Source organism: Streptomyces sp. NPDC030991 (genome assembly GCF_055571235.1).
Genome location: NZ_JBVIFR010000004.1, coordinates 73,788 through 93,748, shown reverse-complemented (window position 1 = coordinate 93,748; position 19,961 = coordinate 73,788). Strand labels below are relative to the sequence as shown.

At 65.2% G+C, this 19,961-nt stretch carries 16 protein-coding genes, 1 tRNA gene and 2 pseudogenes; 5 read left to right on the top strand and 14 right to left on the bottom strand.

Translation table 11 applies throughout. From position 1 onward, the window contains the following. Positions 1–9 precede the first annotated feature (9 nt). From ACZ45E_RS09120 to ACZ45E_RS09100, 5 genes are all read right to left on the bottom strand, one after another. Positions 10–858 (bottom strand): SDR family oxidoreductase, encoded by an 849-nt coding sequence (locus tag ACZ45E_RS09120; protein ID WP_468218415.1) that lies wholly within the window; start codon positions 856–858, stop codon positions 10–12. Continuing rightward, a complete protein-coding gene (locus ACZ45E_RS09115; protein WP_468218412.1) occupies positions 855–2,534 on the bottom strand; it encodes an FAD-binding dehydrogenase in 1,680 nt (559 codons plus the stop codon). The genes ACZ45E_RS09120 and ACZ45E_RS09115 overlap by 4 nt, the downstream gene beginning before the upstream one ends. Next, complete coding sequence (locus ACZ45E_RS09110) at positions 2,531–3,181, bottom strand: TetR/AcrR family transcriptional regulator (protein WP_468218410.1); 651 nt, start codon at positions 3,179–3,181, stop codon at positions 2,531–2,533. The genes ACZ45E_RS09115 and ACZ45E_RS09110 overlap by 4 nt, the downstream gene beginning before the upstream one ends. 133 nt (positions 3,182–3,314) lie before the next feature. Continuing rightward, positions 3,315–3,896, bottom strand: a complete 582-nt coding sequence (locus tag ACZ45E_RS09105) for a TMEM165/GDT1 family protein (RefSeq protein ID WP_468218407.1) — start codon at positions 3,894–3,896, stop codon at positions 3,315–3,317. Positions 3,897–4,285: 389 nt separating this feature from the next. Beyond that, positions 4,286–5,182 carry a phosphorothioated DNA-binding restriction endonuclease gene (locus tag ACZ45E_RS09100; RefSeq protein WP_468218405.1) on the bottom strand — a complete coding sequence of 299 codons (897 nt, stop codon included), beginning with the start codon at positions 5,180–5,182 and terminating at the stop codon, positions 4,286–4,288. Between the two features lie 171 nt (positions 5,183–5,353). Between ACZ45E_RS09100 and ACZ45E_RS09095 the strand changes: the two genes are divergently transcribed. Beyond that, complete coding sequence (locus ACZ45E_RS09095; RefSeq protein WP_468218403.1) at positions 5,354–6,349, top strand: hypothetical protein; 996 nt, start codon at positions 5,354–5,356, stop codon at positions 6,347–6,349. 483 nt (positions 6,350–6,832) lie between these two features. Here the strand turns inward: ACZ45E_RS09095 and ACZ45E_RS09090 are convergent, their stop codons facing one another. Continuing rightward, complete coding sequence (locus tag ACZ45E_RS09090; RefSeq protein ID WP_468218401.1) at positions 6,833–7,048, bottom strand: helix-turn-helix domain-containing protein; 216 nt, start codon at positions 7,046–7,048, stop codon at positions 6,833–6,835. A 125-nt stretch (positions 7,049–7,173) separates the two neighbouring features. Between ACZ45E_RS09090 and ACZ45E_RS09085 the strand changes: the two are divergent. Next, positions 7,174–8,196 (top strand): annotated as a pseudogene (locus ACZ45E_RS09085) (LacI family DNA-binding transcriptional regulator); the annotation flags it as partial. Between the two features lie 71 nt (positions 8,197–8,267). Here ACZ45E_RS09085 and ACZ45E_RS09080 read toward each other — a convergent pair. Together ACZ45E_RS09080 and ACZ45E_RS09075 are read right to left on the bottom strand one after the other, a co-directional pair. After that, on the bottom strand, positions 8,268–9,404 hold the full coding sequence (locus ACZ45E_RS09080) for a hypothetical protein (RefSeq protein WP_468218399.1): 1,137 nt from the start codon (positions 9,402–9,404) through the stop codon (positions 8,268–8,270). Position 9,405: 1 nt separating this feature from the next. Then, positions 9,406–9,909, bottom strand: a complete 504-nt coding sequence (locus ACZ45E_RS09075) for a DUF4365 domain-containing protein (protein ID WP_468218397.1) — start codon at positions 9,907–9,909, stop codon at positions 9,406–9,408. A 517-nt stretch (positions 9,910–10,426) separates the two neighbouring features. On the opposite strand from ACZ45E_RS09075, the gene ACZ45E_RS09070 reads away from it, so the two are divergent. Beyond that, complete coding sequence (locus ACZ45E_RS09070) at positions 10,427–10,912, top strand: hypothetical protein (protein ID WP_468218396.1); 486 nt, start codon at positions 10,427–10,429, stop codon at positions 10,910–10,912. A gap of 302 nt (positions 10,913–11,214) precedes the next feature. Here ACZ45E_RS09070 and ACZ45E_RS09065 read toward each other — a convergent pair whose 3' ends face one another. The 4 genes from ACZ45E_RS09065 to ACZ45E_RS09050 form a co-directional block, all read right to left on the bottom strand. Continuing rightward, positions 11,215–12,885 (bottom strand): hypothetical protein, encoded by a 1,671-nt coding sequence (locus tag ACZ45E_RS09065; protein WP_468218394.1) that lies wholly within the window; start codon positions 12,883–12,885, stop codon positions 11,215–11,217. Positions 12,886–16,054: 3,169 nt separating this feature from the next. Continuing rightward, positions 16,055–16,441, bottom strand: a complete 387-nt coding sequence (locus tag ACZ45E_RS09060) for a hypothetical protein (RefSeq protein ID WP_468219189.1) — start codon at positions 16,439–16,441, stop codon at positions 16,055–16,057. Continuing rightward, a complete protein-coding gene (locus ACZ45E_RS09055; RefSeq protein WP_468218392.1) occupies positions 16,441–16,869 on the bottom strand; it encodes an ATP-binding protein in 429 nt (142 codons plus the stop codon). Before ACZ45E_RS09055 ends, ACZ45E_RS09060 begins: the two co-directional genes overlap by 1 nt. Before the next feature lie 46 nt (positions 16,870–16,915). Beyond that, positions 16,916–17,347: an NUDIX hydrolase gene (locus tag ACZ45E_RS09050; RefSeq protein WP_468218389.1), complete on the bottom strand. Its 432-nt coding sequence runs from the start codon at positions 17,345–17,347 to the stop codon at positions 16,916–16,918. A gap of 85 nt (positions 17,348–17,432) precedes the next feature. On the opposite strand from ACZ45E_RS09050, the pseudogene ACZ45E_RS09045 reads away from it, so the two are divergent. After that, positions 17,433–18,223 (top strand): annotated as a pseudogene (locus ACZ45E_RS09045) (GntR family transcriptional regulator). Between the two features lie 82 nt (positions 18,224–18,305). Here ACZ45E_RS09045 and ACZ45E_RS09040 read toward each other — a convergent pair. Beyond that, positions 18,306–18,542 carry a hypothetical protein gene (locus ACZ45E_RS09040; protein WP_468218387.1) on the bottom strand — a complete coding sequence of 79 codons (237 nt, stop codon included), beginning with the start codon at positions 18,540–18,542 and terminating at the stop codon, positions 18,306–18,308. 241 nt (positions 18,543–18,783) lie between these two features. Between ACZ45E_RS09040 and ACZ45E_RS09035 the strand changes: the two genes are divergently transcribed. After that, positions 18,784–19,788, top strand: coding sequence for a tyrosine-type recombinase/integrase (locus ACZ45E_RS09035; RefSeq protein WP_468218385.1), 1,005 nt, complete (start codon positions 18,784–18,786; stop codon positions 19,786–19,788). A 77-nt stretch (positions 19,789–19,865) separates the two neighbouring features. On the opposite strand, the gene ACZ45E_RS09030 is transcribed toward ACZ45E_RS09035, so the two are convergent. Then, positions 19,866–19,939, bottom strand: a tRNA-Pro gene (locus tag ACZ45E_RS09030). Positions 19,940–19,961: the final 22 nt, after the last annotated feature.

Sequence of the window (19,961 nt, the reverse complement as noted above, 5' to 3'; positions counted from 1 at the left end):
GGCGCCCCGCTACCGCAGCCCGTGCCGCCGGGCCACCATCCGCTCACTGGCCCCCCGCGGCAACAGCCGCCGCAGCGCGAACGCCACCGGCGCGTTGCTGCCGACGGCGTACAGCGGCCTGGGCCGCGGCGCCTCGATCGCGGCGACGATCTTCGCCGCGACCTTCTCGGCCGAAATACCCTTCGCCTCATTGGAGTTGAGCGCGGCGAGCATGGTGTCGTACGCGCCGCGGAAGGGCGAGTGTTCACCCACGTACTGGGTGCGGCGCTCGCTGATCCCGGTGGCGATGGAGCCAGGCTCGACGGTCGTGATGCCGACCCCGTACGGCGTGTACTCGCGCCGCGCCGCACTCGCGAACCCCTTGACCGCGGCCTTCGACGCGACGTACGACGACCGGTAGGCGAGCGGGAAACTGGCCAGCATCGAGCCGACCATGACGACCCGGCCGCGGCGCCGCTCCCGCATCCCGGGCAGCAGCAGCTGGCTGAGGCGCACGGCCCCGAAGACGTTGAGCTGGAACAGCCGCCGGACCGCGTCCATCGGCAGCTCCTCGAACGGCCCGCTCTGCGACTCACCCGCGTTGTTCACGAGCACGTCCACCGCGCCCGCCGCGGCCGCGCACGCCTCGACGCTCGCTTCGTCGGCGAGGTCGAGCGCCAGATAAGTCACCCCGGCGACCGGGGAGTTGACCTTCTCCGGGTTCCGGCTCGTGCCGTAGACCCGGTAGCCGCGCCGCACCAGCGCGGCGGCGACCGCCGCGCCGATCCCCGACGAGGCCCCGGTCACCAGCGCCGTACCGCGCCCGCCGCCCGCCCCGGCCCCGCCTGCCGCGGCCCCGCCCGCCCCGGTCCCGCTCACGCCAGGCTCCTGGCGAGCGCGCGTCCGGCCGCCCGGCCGGAGAAGATGCAGCCGCCGAGGAAGGTCCCTTCGAGCGCGTTGTAGCCGTGCACGCCGCCGCCGCCGAACCCGGCGACCTCCCCGGCCGCGTACAGCCCGTCGAAGAGGGACCCGTCGGGCCGGACGACCTGCGAGTCGAGCGTCGTCTCCAGACCGCCCAGCGTCTTACGGGTCAGCACGTGCAGCCGTACGGCGATCAGCGGCCCCTGCGCCGGGTCGAGCAGCCGGTGCGGCTTGGCGACCCGGGTGATCCGGTCGGGCCAGTACGCGCGCGCGTTCCGCACGGCCATCAGCTGGAGATCCTTGGAGTAGCCGTTCCCCGCCTCCCGGTCACGGGCCAGGATCTCCCGTTCCACCTGCTCGTACTCCAGCGGCGTCGCGGGCGTCAGCTCGTTCATCCCGGCGACGAGATCCTTCAGCTCCCGCCGGACGACGAAGTCCTCGCCCTGCTCCAGGAACGCCCGGATCGGCCCCGGGGCGCCCTTCTTCACCCGTTGCAGCACCAGCTTCAGGTCCTTGCCGGTGAGGTCGGGGTTCTGCTCGGACCCGGAGAGCGCGAACTCCTTCTCCACGATGGCCCGCGTCAGCACGAACCAGGTGTGGTCGTACCCGGTCGCCGTGATGTGCTTCAGCGTGGCCAGCGTGTCGTGCCCGGGGAAGAGGGGCGCGGGCAGCCGCTTGCCCGTCGCGTCCAGCCACAGCGACGACGGGCCCGGGATGATCCGGATGCCGTGCCCGGGCCAGATCGGGTCCCAGTTCTTCAGCCCCTCCGTGTAGTGCCACATGCGATCGCGGTTCACGATCGAGGCACCGGCCCCCTCGCTGATCTCCAGCATGCGCCCGTCGACGTAGGCGGGAACGCCGGTCACCATCGACGCGGGCGGCTGCCCCATCCGGTCCACCGGCCAGTTCTTCCGGACCAGTTCATGGTTGCCGCCGATCCCGCCCGAGGTGACGACGACGGCCTGCGCACGCAGTTCGAAGTCCCCGGCGGTCTCCCGGGACGAGGCGACGCCGCGCGCCTCGCCGGACGGTTCGAGCAGCGCCCCGCGCACCCCGACCGCCGCCCCGCCCTCCACGATCAGCTCATCCACGCGGTGGCGGTACCTGAAGGTCACGAGCCCCCGGGCGGCCGCGTCGAGCACCGGCTCCCGGAACACCCGCACGACCTCGGGGCCCGTGCCCCACGTGAGGTGGAAGCGCGGCACCGAGTTCCCGTGCCCGGTCGCGGTCCCGGCGCCCCGCTCGGCCCACCCGACGTTCGGCGTGACCTTCAGGCCGAGCCCGTACAGGTAGTCGCGCTTCTCCCCGGCCGCGAAGGCCACGTACGCCTCGGCCCACTTCCGCGGCCACCGGTCCTCCCGCTCCCGGTCGAAACCGGCGGAGCCGAGCCAGTCGGAGAGCGCCAGCTCATAACTGTCCTTGATGCCCATGCGGCGCTGCTCCGGGCTGTCGACGAGGAACAGACCGCCGAGCGACCAGAACGCCTGACCGCCGAGGTTGGCCTCGTTCTCCTGGTCGACGAGGACGACGCGCTTGCCCGCACGCGTCAGTTCGTAGGTGGCGACGAGCCCGGCGAGCCCTGCCCCCACGACGATGACGTCGGCACTGTCTCCGGTGCCCCTGGTCTCGCTCATGCGCTCTCCATGGGTGTGCTGTAGGCGTCGAGTACGTATCGGAACAGGGCCTCGCGACGGGCCCGTACGGCCGCGTCGTCCGGCTGCAGAAGAACTTGCACGGTGGTGCCGTCGTGCACGGCGACGAGCGCGTCCCCCAGGGCGCCCTCGTCGCTCACCCGCCGCCCGAGCCGCCGCAGCGCGCTCACGAAGACCGGCAGGATCGCGTCCCGGATCGCCTGCTCCCGCGCGGCCATCACCCGGCGCAGCCCAGGGTTGCGCAGGGCGTGCACGGTGAACTCGGCGGTGATCCGGTACCAGGCGTCGTCCACCGGGGTCGCGGCGATCGCGGCCCGCACGGCGGATTCGGGGTCGGCCGGATCGAGGTCGGCCAGAGCGCGGCGCACATCGCCGAGCATCCGCGCCGACCGCTCCTCCCACAAGGCGAGAAACAGCTCGTCCAGGGAGGAGAAATTCGAGTAGAAGGCACCCCGGGTGAATCCGGCCCGCTCACAGACCTGCTCGACGGTGGACCGCCCGAACCCCACCTCGGCGAAGACCTCCAGCGCGGCTTCGAGCAGCCGCTGCCGCGTGCGGGCACGCCGCTTGCTGAGGGGGACAGGGCTGGTGCCGGTGCCGGTGGCCGTGCTGGTGCCGGTGGCGGGCATCCGCGCCTCCTAGATCGGATACAGGAACGTATTCGATACGTTCCTGTATCGACAAGGGGCCGGCCGGTATCGACAAGGGGCCGGCCGGTATCGACAGGGGGCCGGCCGGTATCGCCCGCGCTCCGGTCCTGGATCAGACGAAGATCTCCACCAGCGTCCACACGGCGAGCAACAGCATGCACACGCCACCGACGCGCTGCACGGTCTTCAGCGGCACCCGCTTGGCGATGAACCGCCCGGCGACCAGCGCGAGCGCGGACACGGACATCAGCGCGGCGGCGGAGCCGATGGCGGTGGACCAGGTGCCGTTGGTGGCGGCGAGGTTGGCGGTGGTGATCTGCGTCAGATCGCCCCACTCGCTGATGAAGACGGCCATGAACGCGGTACCGAACACCGGCCAGAAACCGGTGACCGTCCTGGCCCCGGCCTCGTCGTCCTCGTCGTCGTCGCCCCCGCGCAGCAGCATGAAGGCGCCGAAGGCGAAGAGCAGCGCCGAGACGACCTTCACGATCCAGTCCGGCAGCAGCCCGAGCAGCGATCCGGCGCCGACCGCGATGGCCACGTGCACGATGAAGGCGGCGGACGTCCCGAACCACACATAGAGGGGCTTCATCCGGGTGCCCATCGCCAGCGAGGCGAACATGGTCTTGTCCGGCAGCTCGGAGAGGAAGATCAGCCCGAAAGCGGTGACGATCGCCAGGGGGTCGAGGTGCATCAGCGGGTGCTTTCTGTACGGGCCGGGTCCGCGCAACCCACCCGCCGCGCGGAGAGGACCACTCGACCCGGCAACCAAGACACGTATGCCCTACGCGTCTGTCGTTCTGCCTGGTCGAAGGTCTCGCCCACCCGAACCGCCCAAAACGGCCCGAGCCCGGCCACCGGGAACCCGAGGGCTCCAGTGTGTCGACGACCGGTTCGCGGGGCTACTCCCCTTCGCTTGCAGGTCAAGGGTACATGGCGGGGCGCCGGGGGCGGGGCTTGTGGGGGCGGCGGGTGGGCATGTGGTGGGGGCGGGTCGGATGGCGGGGCGGGGTGTTCAGGCGACTGGGGCCGGGCGGATCGAGCGGCCGGGACAGGACGATCAGATGGCCGGAGCCGGGCGGGTCAGATGGCCGGGGCCGGACGGGGGTCGCCGTGGAAGACCTGGCTGGTGTGCCAGGAGCGATGATCCGCCGCGACGGGCCGGACACCTGGCTGCGGCCCGATGAGCGGACGCCCGGCCAGCCCGGTGACGTGGTCGCGGGCGGCGTCGCTGTGCCCGACGAAACGCTGTGAGACCAGGATGCGGTGACCGTCTCCGATGCCGAGGACGCCCTTGTCGAAGAGCTTGTGGTGCAGCGAACACAGGCACAGACCGTTGTCCACGTCGTCGGGCCCGCCAAACGCCCACCAGCGCACGTGTGCCGCCTCCAGCCCGACCGGCACCGCGCCGATTCTGCCGTCGTAGCCGCAGAAGGCGCACCGGTACTCGTAGGCCGTCAGAACCAGCTCCCGCATCCGCGGATCCCGCCGCCTCCTCGGTACGGGGACGAGCGGCCCGGCCTCCGCCGGCTCCAGATCGAGACCGACGGCCTCGCACAGGTCACCGTGGAGCGAGGGCGGGAAGTGCAGATCGAGCAGAACCCGCGCGATCCGGCCGAGCAGCGCAGGATCCCGCCGCAACGCGCCCCGCAACTCCGGCGCCAGCCGCCCCGCGGCTCCCAGACCCCGCAACTCCCGGACACCACTGCCGGGACTGCCCGGCCCCCGCTCGGTACGCACCTCCCACACGCCGTCGCTCACCAGGTGGTGGAACGGGTAGGCGGGAGTGGTCCTGTTGCCCGGACCGTACTCATCCAGCAGCCGCTTGAGATCCCCCTCGACCGCGCTGTAACGCAGCGCGTCTCCGGCATCCTGCTGAAACCGCCCGAGGGCATACAGAAACAACAACGGCTTGTGCGGAGCGCGCGCCCCGTCCCTGCTCCACTGCCTCAACTTCGCGACGCGCTCCAGCCAGTCCATGCCGGGGCATGGTAGTGGTCGCGTGCCCCTCCCCGGGGTGGGGCTGATGAGCAGAACCGCCGAACTTCTAGTGACCCGGTTGACCCTGGCCCCTCAGATCTTCATGACGTCGAACCTCTGATCTCCATCAAACCAGTCCGCCGCGCCGAGACTGAGCCGGAGCATGGGGGTATGTCGACTTGGTACCGGCCTGTTGGTCTTGTACGCGCCCACTGGAAGCTCGCCTTCTTGCCGGTTGGGGTTGTGCTGAACCTCTGGGGCAACCAGCTTTATGAGGCGGGGCGCCAGGCCGTTGGGGCCGTGATCTTTGTCTTCAGCATCGCCCTCATTGTTGTGGCGGGACGTCACTGGCGAAAGATCTCTCCTGGTTTGCGGGCGCCGAAGCCTATACGCCGCATACTTAGTCGGCTGCGTCAGTGGTTGACAACGACTTTCCATACGCCCGTATGGTTGAGTCGTCGAGAGAAGGTGAAGGTGGTGATCTGGGGGATTATCGCGTTCAAGATATCCTTCTATCCGCTCAATGTGGCTGACAGGATCATCGCAGCTCCAGAGCAATTCATCGCCCGCTACGGGGACGCGCAGAAGATGCTGGCCTTCTGCCTCCTCTTTCCTTACTTGGCGCACTGGTTTGAGCCGAAGGACAGACTCCTTGAGCGGCTGGAGGGGCGTGTCCTTCGAGCCATGGTCAGCCGGACGGTCGGGAACTTTAACGGAGCATGCGGTGTGGCTATTTTGCTATATGCCGTACTGCCGACAATTTCTCGTGACTACACCAAGGTGCTACCAGCTCTAGCGGTCACTGTCGCAGTTGCCACCGTGGTGGCCACGCACAAAATGTGGACCCGCTACCGCAAGTTGTGCACGCAGGCGTACAAGAACATCCAGGCTCTGATCCGGGCGCTGGAGCAATCGTCCGGAGCCGGAGCGAATTCGGAATTTATGGCTGCCTGGGAGGTGGTGGAGTTGGATTTGCGAACTCGCGTGGATACTGGCTACGTCTTCGGTATGCGATTCGCCCCGAAAGTGATCATATCCGCAATCGGCGAAGCGGTTGAGAAGGTGAACAGCGGGCGGCCCGGTCACGAGGAGGCCCGGGTTCAGGCGTTGGCTGACTTGAAGATAATTCGAGATGTGTGTGTTGAGCGAATTGATGCGGTGGCGTGAGGCGGCTTGCGGATCGAGCTGGTGTGCAGCATCTGCGGACGCATCTTCTCGAGGGGAACGTTACGGTTCCCATAACGGCGCCTCGCGGGAGCGGCAGGCGAGTTCGGCAGCGCCGAGCACGCCGCGATGCTGGTAGGCCGCGAGCCTGTATCTCGCCCCCCTGAAGTTGATGGCTACTGCTCGCATGCCCAGGCCCTGCCGATCTGTCGGTACTTCTCGGCGGGGATCGGATCGAATCCGGTGCACATGCGGGCGGTGTAAAGCAGGCCAGCTGGACGGCGGCTGTGGAGCGGCCGATGCCGATCTGTGGGTCGGCGATGCCCATGCCCTTAGCGAAGGGGTGGACCCGGCCGATCCGTTCCATCGCGGCGAACAGATCGGGCATACGGCTGCTCGGGCCTGCGCTGAGCCGGAGGGGCCGTCGGTGGGCGCCGGGACCTCGTGCGGGCCTGCTCGTAGTCGCACCAGCGCCGCCAGATCGCCTTACCGGCGTTCAGATGCTCGTCGGCGAGCCGGGCGAACTGCCTCGGTGGGCTTGTGGCGTCCGGACTCGACGTGGCTGACGTAGGACGGGTCGAAGCCCATGGCCAGCGCTAATGCCCGCTTGGACATGCCGCGTACTCCCCGCCATCTGGCTACCTCGGCCGCGAAGTCCTCGGCCGCCTGCTCGACGGTGATCTCCTCGCTGTGCGCGTCCATCGAAGCCCCGCTCCGCGACACTTGGTGAGCGTGAATGAATCGTGAGTGATCCAAGTTCATCACTCCGTCACGGGTGCCGGGGTCCAACCGGCGAGCGGACCGCAGCGCGGATGCCCCGGTCAGACCTGCTCACGTCCAACCCAGCAGCGAGGCGCCGCGGTCGAGGCAAGCGCGCCGGCATCCTGCTGACCGTCGAGCGGGCGGCCCTGCTGTCCGGACGTGACGACGAGTTCGTGGCCGTGGTCCTCAAGGGCTACACCGGCAATCGGTGGGGCGAAATCGTCGGTCTGGAAACGGAGTTCGTCCGGCCCAATGCCCTCCGTATCGAGTGGCAGCTGTATGAACCGGACACGGGCGAACTGGTGCGCTGCCCACCCAAGGACGAGGACGACAGCTACCGCACCATCGACTCGATGGACTGGCTGTCCGCCCTGGTCCTCAACCACATCGCCCGCACGAAGCCGACACCATGCCCCTGCCACGGCAGGACCTACGTCTTCCGCGGCCAGGGTGCGGCGCGCGCCGGCGGCCACCAGGGCGCGAAGCTCGTCGATGTCGCCCGCCGTGCCGGAGTCTCCACGGGCACGGTCTCCAACGTCCTCAACCATCCCGACCGGGTACGCGAGGACACCCGTGTACGTGTCGAACTCGCGGTCGAAGAGCTCGGGTTCGTACGGGGAGGCGCCACGTCTGAGCACGCCGCGCACTGGCGCCGCAACGGCTTCGCCACCAGGCTATTCACCCCGGCGGCCTCCGACTGGTACCCGAAGAAGGCACCCCAGGAAGCTCGCCCGGTGCCGATCCTCGGCGAACCGTGGCCCGGTATCCCGGCCCCGGGGCGAGGAGCTACTGCTCGGGCGAACGCCTGCTGGCTTCCCATCGCCAAGGGGCTCACACCTAACGGCCTGCGCCCCACCCACCGGACGATGATGGAGGACCTCGGCACCGAAAAGGTCCTCATGGACGAGCGCATGGGCCACATCGACGGTTCGGTCTCGGCGCGCTATGCCCACGTCACGCCGGGCATGCGCCGGCGCCTCATGCTCGGCTTGACTGAGCAGTGGAAGGCCGCGCTCGATGCGCGTCGCGCCCTGTGCCCCAGCTCACCGGTTCGAGTTCTCGATCGCCTGCTGAGGCCGGGGGGATAGACCGGAGGGCTGCGTTGGGCCGAGGGGTGGGACTGTCGTTGAGGCAGTCCCACCTCGCCAACTTTGGGCTGTTAGTCGTCTGCTCCCAGCGACGGGTCAGGGCCGAAGGTAGTGACGACCATGCGGGCGAGTCCACCGGGTGGACTGGTCAGCGTGCCGCTCACGCGGACCGGTATTCCGGCATCGTGACAGTGCACGGCTGCGTGATAGTCCCTGTCGGCAAGGTCCATCCATACCGTGCGGCTGCGGCGCTGGATGAGCGTCTGGACTCCGACTCGGCCGGTGTCGTCATCGGGGTGGCGACTGAGGTCTGTGACCACGCCGTAGATCAGGTGCTCTCGCGTGTAGACCTTGGTCTTCAGCTGTTCGGATACCAGGTCGACGATCTCGATCGCCTCGCGGTTGAACTCAACATGGGCTGGCGTGCCGGGAGGTGGCGCGGCCACGCGGGACCAGTTGAAAGCAATGTCGAGCGCGTTGACGGACTCTGTGTTCACGACCTTGGCGAGAGCCTGGCATAGCTCGTAGGAGACGCCTTCACCGATGGAGTCGTTGATCTCGCTTGCGGTGGGTGCGTGTTCGGCGCCCGCCATGTCTTCCAGCACGCCCAGCGCGCGAGACATCGTGGCTGTCACCCGGCGGTCAAAGAGAGTCTCCTCGATCTGCACGTCGATGTGATCCTGCCGGGGTGAGTAGACGTCCTCGGGGGAGCGTGCCTGGCTGATGATGGGCACGATGTAAGAGCCGCGACGGGTCTGGCCCAGGCGGACTTCCCTTGCCTGGTCACGTGCCCGAGTCGGGAAGTTCCGGAAGTGCCCTTGGCGTCGGATGGTCGCCGCAGCAGAGGCCACTCGGAGACGCTTCGCGGAGACGAAGAGCTCATACCCGGATTCGAGTGGGATTGATCCGTCGCTCATTGATGGGTGGGAGGCCCGGAGGTCAGTGACGTCGTTGTAGACCGTTGCGATGGCGTCGTGGACTGTTTGAACGTCTTCGCTTCCGACTCTCGCCAGGTCCTGGACGAGGATCCGTGCCCTCTTGGCGAAGTCTGGTGCGCCGGGCTTCATGGGGACGAGGACGACTTCGTCTGCTGGCCCTGGGAGTCTCCAGAGTTCGGCTACGTCCCCGCCCGATACCGGGGCCCAGCCGGTGACCTTGAGGTAGCTGCGAATCTCTTCGGGCCCGAAGTCCGGGGTGGTGTCCGCCATGTCAGCTCAACCCCAGACCAGCGCTGTTGGTCATGCGTCGCGCAGCATCGAACATGGTCCCCATGGCCTTCACATTGAGCTCTTGGTGCTCAGGAAGGTGGATCGCAGTAGTTGATCCACCAGGGGCGTGTCCCATCCCGTACAGGGAGGACCAGTAGCCGTGGCAAGCAAGGACTATCGAATCCGGCTGGTGGATCACCCAGCGGCCGATGTCGGGTGGGACTATGAGCAGCGCAAGGTGACCAGGCGCTGAGCGCTCAGGGTCACGTAACTTGTCGTAGGTCTCGATGTCCAGGTCGAAGCTGTAGCCGCTTCTGATGGTGCGTGGGTTCTGTGTGCACTTGAGCTGGATATCGACCATGAGGCCGCGCGAGCGGAGCGTGACGTCGACCCCGTCTTTGTCCACGTTCCAGTCGCAGATCGTGTACCCACCTTGCGTTGCTAAGGCATGCACGTACGCGCGACTGACTTGTTCCTTCTGCCAGCTTGTTGCCTCAGCAGCCATGCCCACCCCCCGGTTGCGTGATCGCGAGGATAAGTGCGATCGGAGGGGCGAGGGAATACCGCGTCCGCGGCCCGTCTCTGGGCGCCTCAGCTGCCGGGCACTGGGGATACAGATTGGCGAGTGCACAGGGTCAGCCGCGTGATGGCTGCTGGTCGCTGGCTTCGAGATGCAGGACCGTCCGGGAGAAGCCGACCAAGATCTTCTCCCAGATTTCTCCCAAACGATCTCCGGGAACGGGTCAGGGGTCCGACCCGCGATGCGGATCAGGCCCCTGACCTGGTGTTTCAGCTGTCGGGGTGGCGGGATTTGAACCCACGACCTCTTCGTCCCGAAGCAACTTGTGTGGGGGAGCTGCCTTGGGGTGCTGTGTGTCTCACCTGCGCTGACGGTCCGCAGACGTTCGCGCTCGTCCGCCGTTGTTCGTCGGCGTTGTCACGCAGTTAAACACTCACCGCCCGATCGCACGGTGCGGCAAGGGCATGGTCTGGCCTGGGTTGATGCAGTAGAGAATGGCACGGTGGACGTTGCTGCGGAACTGCGGGCTCTTACGGGCTCTTTGGCGCGAGAAGAGGGGGTTTTCGGCCGTGTGGTCGAGGAGGCCGACGGACCTGTTCCGGAACTCGTCCGCCGAGTGGCCGCCGAGGCCGAAGAGGCTTGGAAGCACTATGCAGTGGAGGGCGCAGTCGGCCCGGACACACCAGCAGAGATCGCCGATGCACTCGTGCAGATCGAGACTGAGCGCGCAGTGGAGCTCCTGACTTACCTGGCGGCCGATGACCTGGTGTTCCCGAGCTCAGAACGCCGGGACCGCACCCATGCCCGTAGAGCGGCGGAACGTGTTGTCCGTCTGCTGGGCTATGAGTCCGCTTGGTACACCAACATCACCAACCTCACGCCCCGATCACGGGCATGGAACCCGGTCACCCGGCACACCTTCGATGGTGTCGTTGCAGGGGTTGGCGGTCAGTTCGCTGTGGTGTTGTTGCAGGTGGGTGAGGACTGAAAGCTACGGACCCTGATCGGCCCGGCTGTTCCCCTGGTCCCCGGCAGGATACGGACCTGCGACACCCGCTTTAAGGAGTTCGTTCTGCGCCCCCTCCGGCGGCTTTCGGCTGATGCTATGGCCGAGCACAGTCGCCAGTTGCTCCCCCTCTGGCGTCGTTGATGTCAGGAGCCATCTGATCCTCCATGCTCGCCTTATGCGCCAGTCGGCCTGGTCTGATCAGAGGCCGCTGCAGCGTGGCAGCCAACACTGTATTTGGTGTCGCGGTCACGTTCGGAGGTGCGGACCTTCCCACAGTCTCGCTATGCGAGGGCTCGCGAGGTTGTCCGAAGGAACTCTTTCGCCATGACGGAAACTACATCCGGTTCATGGCGCACCAACGCCGAGAGACAAATCTGCCAGTGCCCGATTATTAGGGCCTGCGCAAGGAGGTGGCGCGCTTCGACAGTCGTCAAGCCGGATGTTAGAGCCGCCAGCGCAGCGGCTCGTTCGGGAAGGTGTCCAATCGAATGCGCAACTTCTTCGGCATGGTGAATTCGCCCGGCATTAGCGAAGGCTTGAGCAACCATTTTCAACGCTTGCGCTTGAAAGATGGATTCGGTAACCGAGCGGGCAACGTTTTCCGCCTTCTCTAGCTCGTCCGAATCCACCGCCGCCTGCACAATGGCGACAAGCGTCTTCGCCTTCCTTTGCGAGGCAAACATTGATTCGGCGATCTTTTGCGCTTGGTCGAGCCCACCGGAGTTGGCCACCGTTACCGCGACAGATGATACGGCTTTTTGTTGCATAGGAGATCTAGCGATGGATCGCGCTATGGTTTCGGCTCGATCCAGGTACCCTGCAGATGCAACCTGTTGGGCGATGTGTGCAGAAACCTGATCCCTGTACGTCGGGCTCGCTATGGATTCGGAAATTTTCACCGCATTATCAAGGAATTTCCTCGCGGCGGTCCGATTCCCGAGCTGAACCAGAATTACCCCTACGGATGCAAATGCCTTAGCCCGCAGCGGTACGTTGTGAATTGAGCTGACACACCTGTCAGCCAAATCTATATTACCTTCCGACGCTACAGCGTGCGCCACGGCGACCGATGCCTTGAATTGTCGATAGGGATGCTCGATCGTTGAAGCGATTCTCTCTGCAGCGGAGAAATTTCCACTGCTTAGCTCAGCCCGCACTTCTTCCGGAAAGGCTGGCTGCGGGGGGTTGGCGACGCGGTTTCCCTCTATGTCACCCCTGTCTGATTCCGTAGAGCTCGGCTTTATCCGTGAGAGTGCTGCAAGGGTCTTTTCTTGCTTCGCGGGTTCATGGATCGACTTAGCAATATCCTTAGCCTGCGTAAGGTTGCCGATGGCGGCAGCCGTCATTGCGACAAGGGACAGCGCCTTATCCTGCTGGGGTTCGTCAGCCATCGAGGCGGCAATTGATACCGCGCGATTCAGGGCGCCAGCTCGTGCAGCAGCCTCTGCGACAACGGTCAACGCCCGATCTCGATGGGGTGCATCAGAGATTGAAATGGCGATCTGCTCGGCTCGGTCGACATCGCCTGCTGCGGCAACGGCCTGTGCCAGCGCAGCCAGTCCTTTGACAGATTGGGACGAGCCGCTGATTGAGCGAGCGATGATCTCGGCCTCGCCTGCAATGCGCTCGGCTTGAAGGTCGCAGCCGGCCGATGCCAGTCCAGACGCGAGAGCAGCAAGCGCCTTCGCCCGCCGAGCTGAGCTCGTAACTTTTCGAGCGATCCTCTCCGCTCCGTCAGGGTTGATGGCCATCGCCGTCACGCGTGCGATGGCCATCAGGCCATCCTCACGGTCAGATGCTCTGCTAATTCCATCGATAAGCTGCTCGGCGTGCTTTAGTATTTCGGCGGACTTCTTATGTTGTCCGATGTCATTGTAAGCCTGGGCGACAGGCACAAGCGTCCACGCCTGTCTGCTCGGATTACGGATCGCACGCGCCGTCGATTCAGCCATTTCGACAGTTTGAATGGCCCTTTGCTCAGTACCTCCCACCCTTTCTGCGCGAGCCACCACTGCGAGGGCCTGTGCGCGCTCAGAGCGGCTCCTAATAGACTGGGCAATCTTGCGACTCGATTTGAGATCACCTGAGTGGGCTAGCTCAGTGGCGACTCCCATAAGAGCGAGTGCGCGTTCAGACCAGCCGGGAATACTCTGAGAAATTCTACTAGCATGGTGCACATTTCCGAGACAGGCTGTGGCACGTGCGACCGCGACTGAGGCATGGGCTCGACGAGATGCGTCCGTAAGGAAGCTGGTTTCTATTTCAGCCCGCCCGACTAGGATGCCAGCTCGACTAGAATTTCCAGACTCCACGACTGCACGCGCTACTACGGCCAAGGCATGTGCATGCTCGTACTCATCAGCGATATCGTCTAGAGCAAGTTCGGCTTGGCTGCTTACTATTCGAGCATGGGCAAGATTCCCAGTCGCAGCCACCTTGCGTGCCACTGCGGCCAGCGCCTGGACTCGACGAGACGGCGCGGTGATCGAGCGTGCCAACGCCTCAGCGCGGCCAGGGCGCCCAAGTTGAGCCCAGACTCCAGGTAGGGTTGCAGGAATTTTGTCATTCCGCGCCGAGAGCCTGGCCCGATGAATCGAAAGCCGACTGAACGCGAAAAGGTCTGGAGGATCCTGACTGGCGATGAGTTCTTGAGTTATTGTGATCTCGGCGAGCGCACTGGTATCTCCACCAATAATGTCGAGCATTCTGTCATGCCGATCCGGGTCCGTAGCACACAAAAGCATACGTGCTTGGTCACCCATGGCCTGCAGAAGCTTGAAGTAACCTCGCAGCAGATACTCTGGAGTATCTGCAGGCCAGCCTCCCCTTCGGTACTCATCCGACCAACCAAACAATCTCTCTCGGTAGGACTCCAGCCGTCTTGCTCCGAGAAATTTTGTTGCTTGCTGCTGCAGGTCTTCATGGCCCATCACATAGATGGTGTCGGAGCGCCAGCGTGCGGCCCGTGACGTGAATGTTCGACCAGATACGGCACTGAGATGGCTCTCAATTTCCCAAACGGATAGACCTGTGAGCTCAGCAAAGTCTGCCTCAGAAAGTCCGCCCCCGGCAGCTGTTAGGAGCCCAAGCAAATCCAGCTCGACTGCAGTTCCGTGAAGAAGCCGCTTGAGTTCGCGTTCTGCGTCTTGGCGCACCACATCAGCATGAGGAGAAACCTTTAGCGATCGTACTATCACCCGTCGCCGCAATGGGTGGTTGTCTGGTACGTCAGCAGGGATAGGCGGATTGGATCTGCTGGCTACGATCACCCGCATACCCGCTGGGGGATCGGCGGGAAGCATCGCTGCAATGCTATGGGCGTCAGGTCCCCCAGTGACTCCTTGGTCCTCGTCGAGTCCATCAACGACCAGGATTAACCGCTCGCCCCTATGCTTGCAAATCCTGGCTGCTCGATCCAGCGAGCCGAGCAAATGCGCTTCTCGCGTAGCATCACTGAGCAGCGGAGGCATTGGCTCACCGACTATTTCCAGGAGTTGTTCGAGTACAACATCGGAAAATGCCACGCGATCCGCTTGGCCAGCCAGACGAGCCGTGATGAAGAATGAGACTATCCGAACGTTGGATGGCGGATTCAAAATGAACGAAGATAGTAGCGCTGACTTGCCAGCCCACGCTTTCGCCCGCCACCACAAATAGGGCTTCGAGTCAGTAGCCGTACAAAAGTCTGCCAGATACCTAAGCTCATGTTGGCGACCCAACAATTGGTCGGGCGCAATCCTTCGAACCTGGGATGCGTAATTCGAACGCACCGGTGGATCAGACTGCATTAATTCGTCGCCTGTTTGCCTTGGCATTCGATCAAGGGTAGACGGGAAAGTCTTACTGGTTTTCAAAAGGGGAAACCCGTGCAGGTCGCGCAGAAGTGAGGGCTCATCTTTTATTGCTGAAGCCGGAGCATAGCGCCCCACTAGTTCACATAGTCGACTGAATAGCCTGTCTGCATATGTCGCCATGCCGTCAGCTGTTGCTTGCCTTAGTCGGCTTACTGCTTGTGTTCGGTCAGTTTCGTCGACTCCTTCTAGGCGAATTTCCCTGAGGTGCAGGGCGGTCAGTAGATGCCACGTCAACGCCCGCGCGGGCGTTTTTGTTGTGTCGATCTCGGCGCCCTTTGCTGCAGCAGCAATTACCTCGTCGAGTTGCTTCAGTCTGTCTCGAACGTTCCGAGTCGTGCGCCCAGGTCGAGCTACTTCTGCACGAAATTGACTTTCATCGACAACGTCTCTCGCGATCGAGCACAATTCTCGCACCTGTCGCACGTGCGGATTAGGGCTCGCGACGACCAGGGCGAGCCTCCAGGCCCCCGATTTAACGTCCGGAAAATGTTGCTTAAGAAGGCGAAGATAGGAGCCGACAAGGCGGACTGTTGACTGGTCACTGGGTGTGAATGACGGATCGCGCCTTACTCCTATCGATACCGTGCGGTCAGTTCCATCTGTTGCTTCTCCGGTCACGACGAGATCATCTACCGGGCTAAAGGAGCTGGCTTGGAAGAAAATTTGGCGCGGGAAAACGTCATCCCCGAGTTCCGTTAGAGGGTCACCCGTTAGGAGATGACTGAGGAGGATCGCTCCGTAACGATGCTCCAGCACAGTGCCACCGCCGCCCGTTGAATACGGGCTGGCTGCTTTCGACTCACTGCTGGTCTGAGCGTCGTTTCGCACGTGTTCATATTAAGGCTTGGCGGGTGAGACTCGTAGGTCTATGTGGGACTTGCTCCGGCTGGTCATGAGTTGGGGGACCACCGGTCGGCGGAGCGGGTTTGGTCGGTGGCCTGCCCGGTCTGGGGTCGAGCATGATCAGGGGGCCGTACGCTGACTGGCAACTCGGGCAGGCTTTGGGCCTGGCCGCAATTAGCACGAGTGGCCCCCTGATCTTGCTCGACGCGGGACCCGGACCGGGGAGGTGGCTAAAGCCGTGGAGCCGACCGCCCCAGCCACGACGTGCCCCTTCTCTGGCATCAGGCGGCTGACTGCCATGAGCGCGGCACGGGCGCCGGCCGGGCTGGAGCGGGGCGGAGACAGGAGCGCAGGCCCGGCCGGGGGCCGGGCCGCGCACGGGGAGCGGAGCGAGCCGCCTTGAACCAGTAGAGAAAGTTGTAACTCAGTCGGCCTGCTGGGGCGATTGCGGCGTGTAGGCATGTGCGCAGGCTGGGAGATCGATGCTCTGGCGGTGTGCGAGGGGCAGGAAGGTCACTGGCCGGATGATCCAGGTGATGCGGGTGCCGGCCTGGGTGACTGACATCGTGCATGCCTCGGCGCGTACGAGGGCTCTCCTTGTCGCGATGCGGCCGTCGTACAGCCACTCCCACGCCTCCTGGGACGCGTCGGGATCCAGCGCCGGTGAGATCGTGCGGAGTGCGACCGCTACCCATCTGTCGGCCTGCGGTGCCGAATACGCCTCGAAGGAGGCCCGTAGGACCGGTCGCGTCTCCGCGGTGCTGTCTTCGGTCCAGCACTCGCACCAGTAGCCCCGCTGCGGCTTGTCCATCAGCACGGGTGGCCTCCCGTGGGCGGATCCGTGAACAGCTCCGCGGTGACCGTGTGGCCGCCGTCGCTCTCGTGGACCACGACCCGGTGAGCGATCACGCTGACCATGCCCAAGCCTCGGCCGTGCTCGGCGTCCTGGTCATGACGCTCGATCTTCGGGGCCGTGCCGGCGCCTCCGTCGTCCGTCACTGACAGCGCAGTTGCCTGGCCCGACACCGCCAGAGCCAGATGGAAGCTGCCCGAGTCCTGGCCGCTGGCGGTGTGCAGGATCGCGTTCGCGCTCAGCTCGCTCACGATCAGCTCGGCGTCCTCCGCCCATGGCGATCCGCGCAGGATGTCGCGGGTCCAGCGGCGGGCCCGGCTGACCTCTTCCGGGAAACCTGGGCAAGTGAGCCCCCAGACCCGGGCCGTACCCGTATACTCGTGCATACAAGTTCCTTCGTGCTGGTAGGCCGCCATGTGCAGCGGGTTCGGGCTAGACGAGTTTCACGCCGTCATGGGCGCGGATGACAGGTGGAGACGCCGCGTCCATCGCGTCCAGAACGCGGATGGCGTATGCCTCGTCGGCAAGCTCGGAGACTTCTTCGCGGGTGGCCCAGCGCAGTGCGCGGGTCTCGTCGCCGGTGGTGGGCGTGCCGTCGGCGGCCTGGCAGCGGAAGACCAGGGAGACGATCAGGCCCGTCATGTTCTTGTAGACGCCGGTCAGAGTCGCCGGAAGGGCGATCTTGATGCCGGTCTCTTCGAGGACCTCGCGTTGCAGAGCTTCGGGGATGGTCTCCTCGCGTTCGAGGACACCGCCCGGGGGCTCCCACTTGCCGTTGTCCCGGCGCTGGATCAGGAGGGCCCGGCCCAAGTCGTCGACGACGACTCCGGCCACGCTGACGGAGTGGGGGCGTTCTGTGCTCACGTTCCTCGGCCCTCTCGGATGGCTAGGCTCTCCACCGTAGCAACAACACTCGCCCACACGTCTAGATATCTAAAGGAGCGCACCCGTGACCCCTGCTCTTCCCTCCGGCCAACTCGGTGATCTCGACCCCACGAGTGATCGTGCGGTCTTCCGGCAGATCGCCGACCAGCTGCGCGAGGCCATCGACCGCGGACGGTTCAGCGAGGGCGAGAAGCTGCCCTCCGAGGCGGAGCTAGTGGACCACTACGGGGTATCCCGGATGACCGTCCGCAACTCCTTCTCCATCCTTCAGGGCGAAGGACTCGTCCATGCCGAGCACGGCAAGGGCGTCTTCGTCCGGCCCCGGCCCCCGTACGGCGGCTCGCCTCCGACCGATTCGCCCGCCGGCATCGCGAGCAGGGCAAGTCCGCGTTCATCGTCGAGGCGGACACGGTCGGAAGTCATCCCCAGGTCGACAGTCTGGAGGTGAAGGAGGAGAAGGCCAGTCAGGACATCTCCACCCGGCTCGGTTCCGTACGGCGTGTGCTTGCCCGCCGGCGCCGATACCTGCTGGACGGGAAGCCGGTCGAGTTCGCCACCTCCTACCTCCCCCTCGACATCGCGCGCGGCACGCAGATCGCCGAACCCAACCCCGGGCCCGGCGGCATCTACGCCCGCCTCGAAGAACTCGGCCACCGCCTGGATCACTTCGAGGAGGAGATCCGGGCCCGGATGCCCTCGCCGGACGAGGTCAAGACGCTCCGGCTGGCCTCCGGCGTGCCCGTCATCCACCTGGTCCGTACCGCCTTCGACACCGATGGGCGGGCCGTCGAGGTCTGTGACACGGTCATGGCGGCGGACGCATACGTCCTGTCGTACCAGCTCCCGGCAACCTGATCGCATGGGCGGCGGCGCAGTCCTAGAGGGTCGGATCGTCCTCATTCTCAGGGGCCGGAGTGAACCAGTGGCCGATGTTGGTTCACATGAAGTCCTCCCGCCACGCGGGCTTGTCGGTCACCCAGCCGAGGAGTGCTTGCAGGGCCTTCTCCTGCGACACCGTCTGCGTCTGGTAGTGCTCTACGGGAGCGCCGTCTCGGTACTCCAGCTGGTAGGTGTTGTTCTCGCGGAACAGCACCTGGATGTACCAGTCGCCTTCCTGGCTCTCGTCTTGCCGCTCAAGAATCAGGTGATCGCCCTGATCCAGGTCAGCGAGCATCACTCCTATCTTCCGCTTCGAAGGGCGCTTCTCTACGGTGCCCCGACCGTTGGTCGCAGTCAGCCTGGGCAGAGCATGCCGGAGGGGTCTGACACTGACCCGGCCCGCGAGGCTTTCCGAACTCGTACACCTCAGCATGCATACTCGTACAGACGAGTGGCCAAGTTGTGCGGCAGGGTAGTCCGCACGAACCCGGGGGAGTGGCAGGACCAAGACAGAAGCGAAGAACAAGCTCAAGGAGGTGTTGCGTGATCACGAGGACGGGCTTGCCATCGCGCCCACCAACTACACCGTGGCGGACGCAGTGAACGACTGGCTCACGTACGGCCTGGCGGGGCGTGACGAGGGCACGATCGAGACCGTCACCGGGCTGAGCCGGCCCCACGTGATCCCGGGCTTGGGGGCGCGCAAGCTGCGCGATCTCAGCGCGGAGGACGTCGACCGGTGGCTGGCGGTGAAGGCCCAGACGCTCAGTACGCGCACTCTGCAGGGCCTGCACTCCTGCCTCAACCGGTCGGTCAAGCGGGCCATGGCGCGGGACAAGGTGAAGCGCAACGTCGTCGAGCTGTGCGCCATTCCGGCTGGCCGCCCGGGGCGCCCCTCCAAGGCGCTCACCTTGGTCCAGGCGGAGGCCGTGCTCAAGGCCGCTGAGGGGAACTCGATGTACGCGTACATTGTCGTTGCCCTGCTGACCGGGGCCCGTACCGAGGAGCTGCGCGCACTTACCTGGGATCACGTGTTCCTCAAGGGCAGGCCGGATGCCAATCCGCCGCAACCTCCGCACATCGCTGTGTGGCGGTTGGTCCGCCGTGGCGGGGACACCAAGACGCGTAAGTCCCGGCGCACGCTCGCTCTGCCTGCGCGCTGCGTGGAGGTCCTGTGGGCCCGGTTCGAGGACCAGGGCTGGGAGCGTCTCGCCGCCGGTGACGACTGGGAGGAGAACGGGCTCGTCTTCTCCTCGGTTGTCGGCAAGCCGCTGGATGCGACCAATGTCCGCCGTGCCTTCCGGGTGGCCCTCAAGGACGCGGAGGGAATCGATGCCGACGAGTGGACGCCCCGAGAGCTCCGGCACAGCTTCGTCTCGCTGCTCTCCGACAGTGGCGTACCCCTGGAGGAGATCTCCCGGCTCGCCGGGCACTCCGGGACGGCCGTGACCGAGGAGGTCTACCGGAAGCAGATCCGGCCCGTGAGCCAGACTGGTGCGGTAGTCATGGACGGCATCTTCAGGCGGGATCTGGAGCCGTAGTCACGCAGATAGACACACATAGAAACAGGTGAGGCGCCTACTCTCAAGAGTAGGCGCCTCACCTGGTGTTTCAGCTGTCGGGGTGGCGGGATTTGAACCCACGACCTCTTCGTCCCGAACGAAGCGCGCTGCCAAGCTGCGCTACACCCCGATGTCGTTGCTCCGCTTCCTCC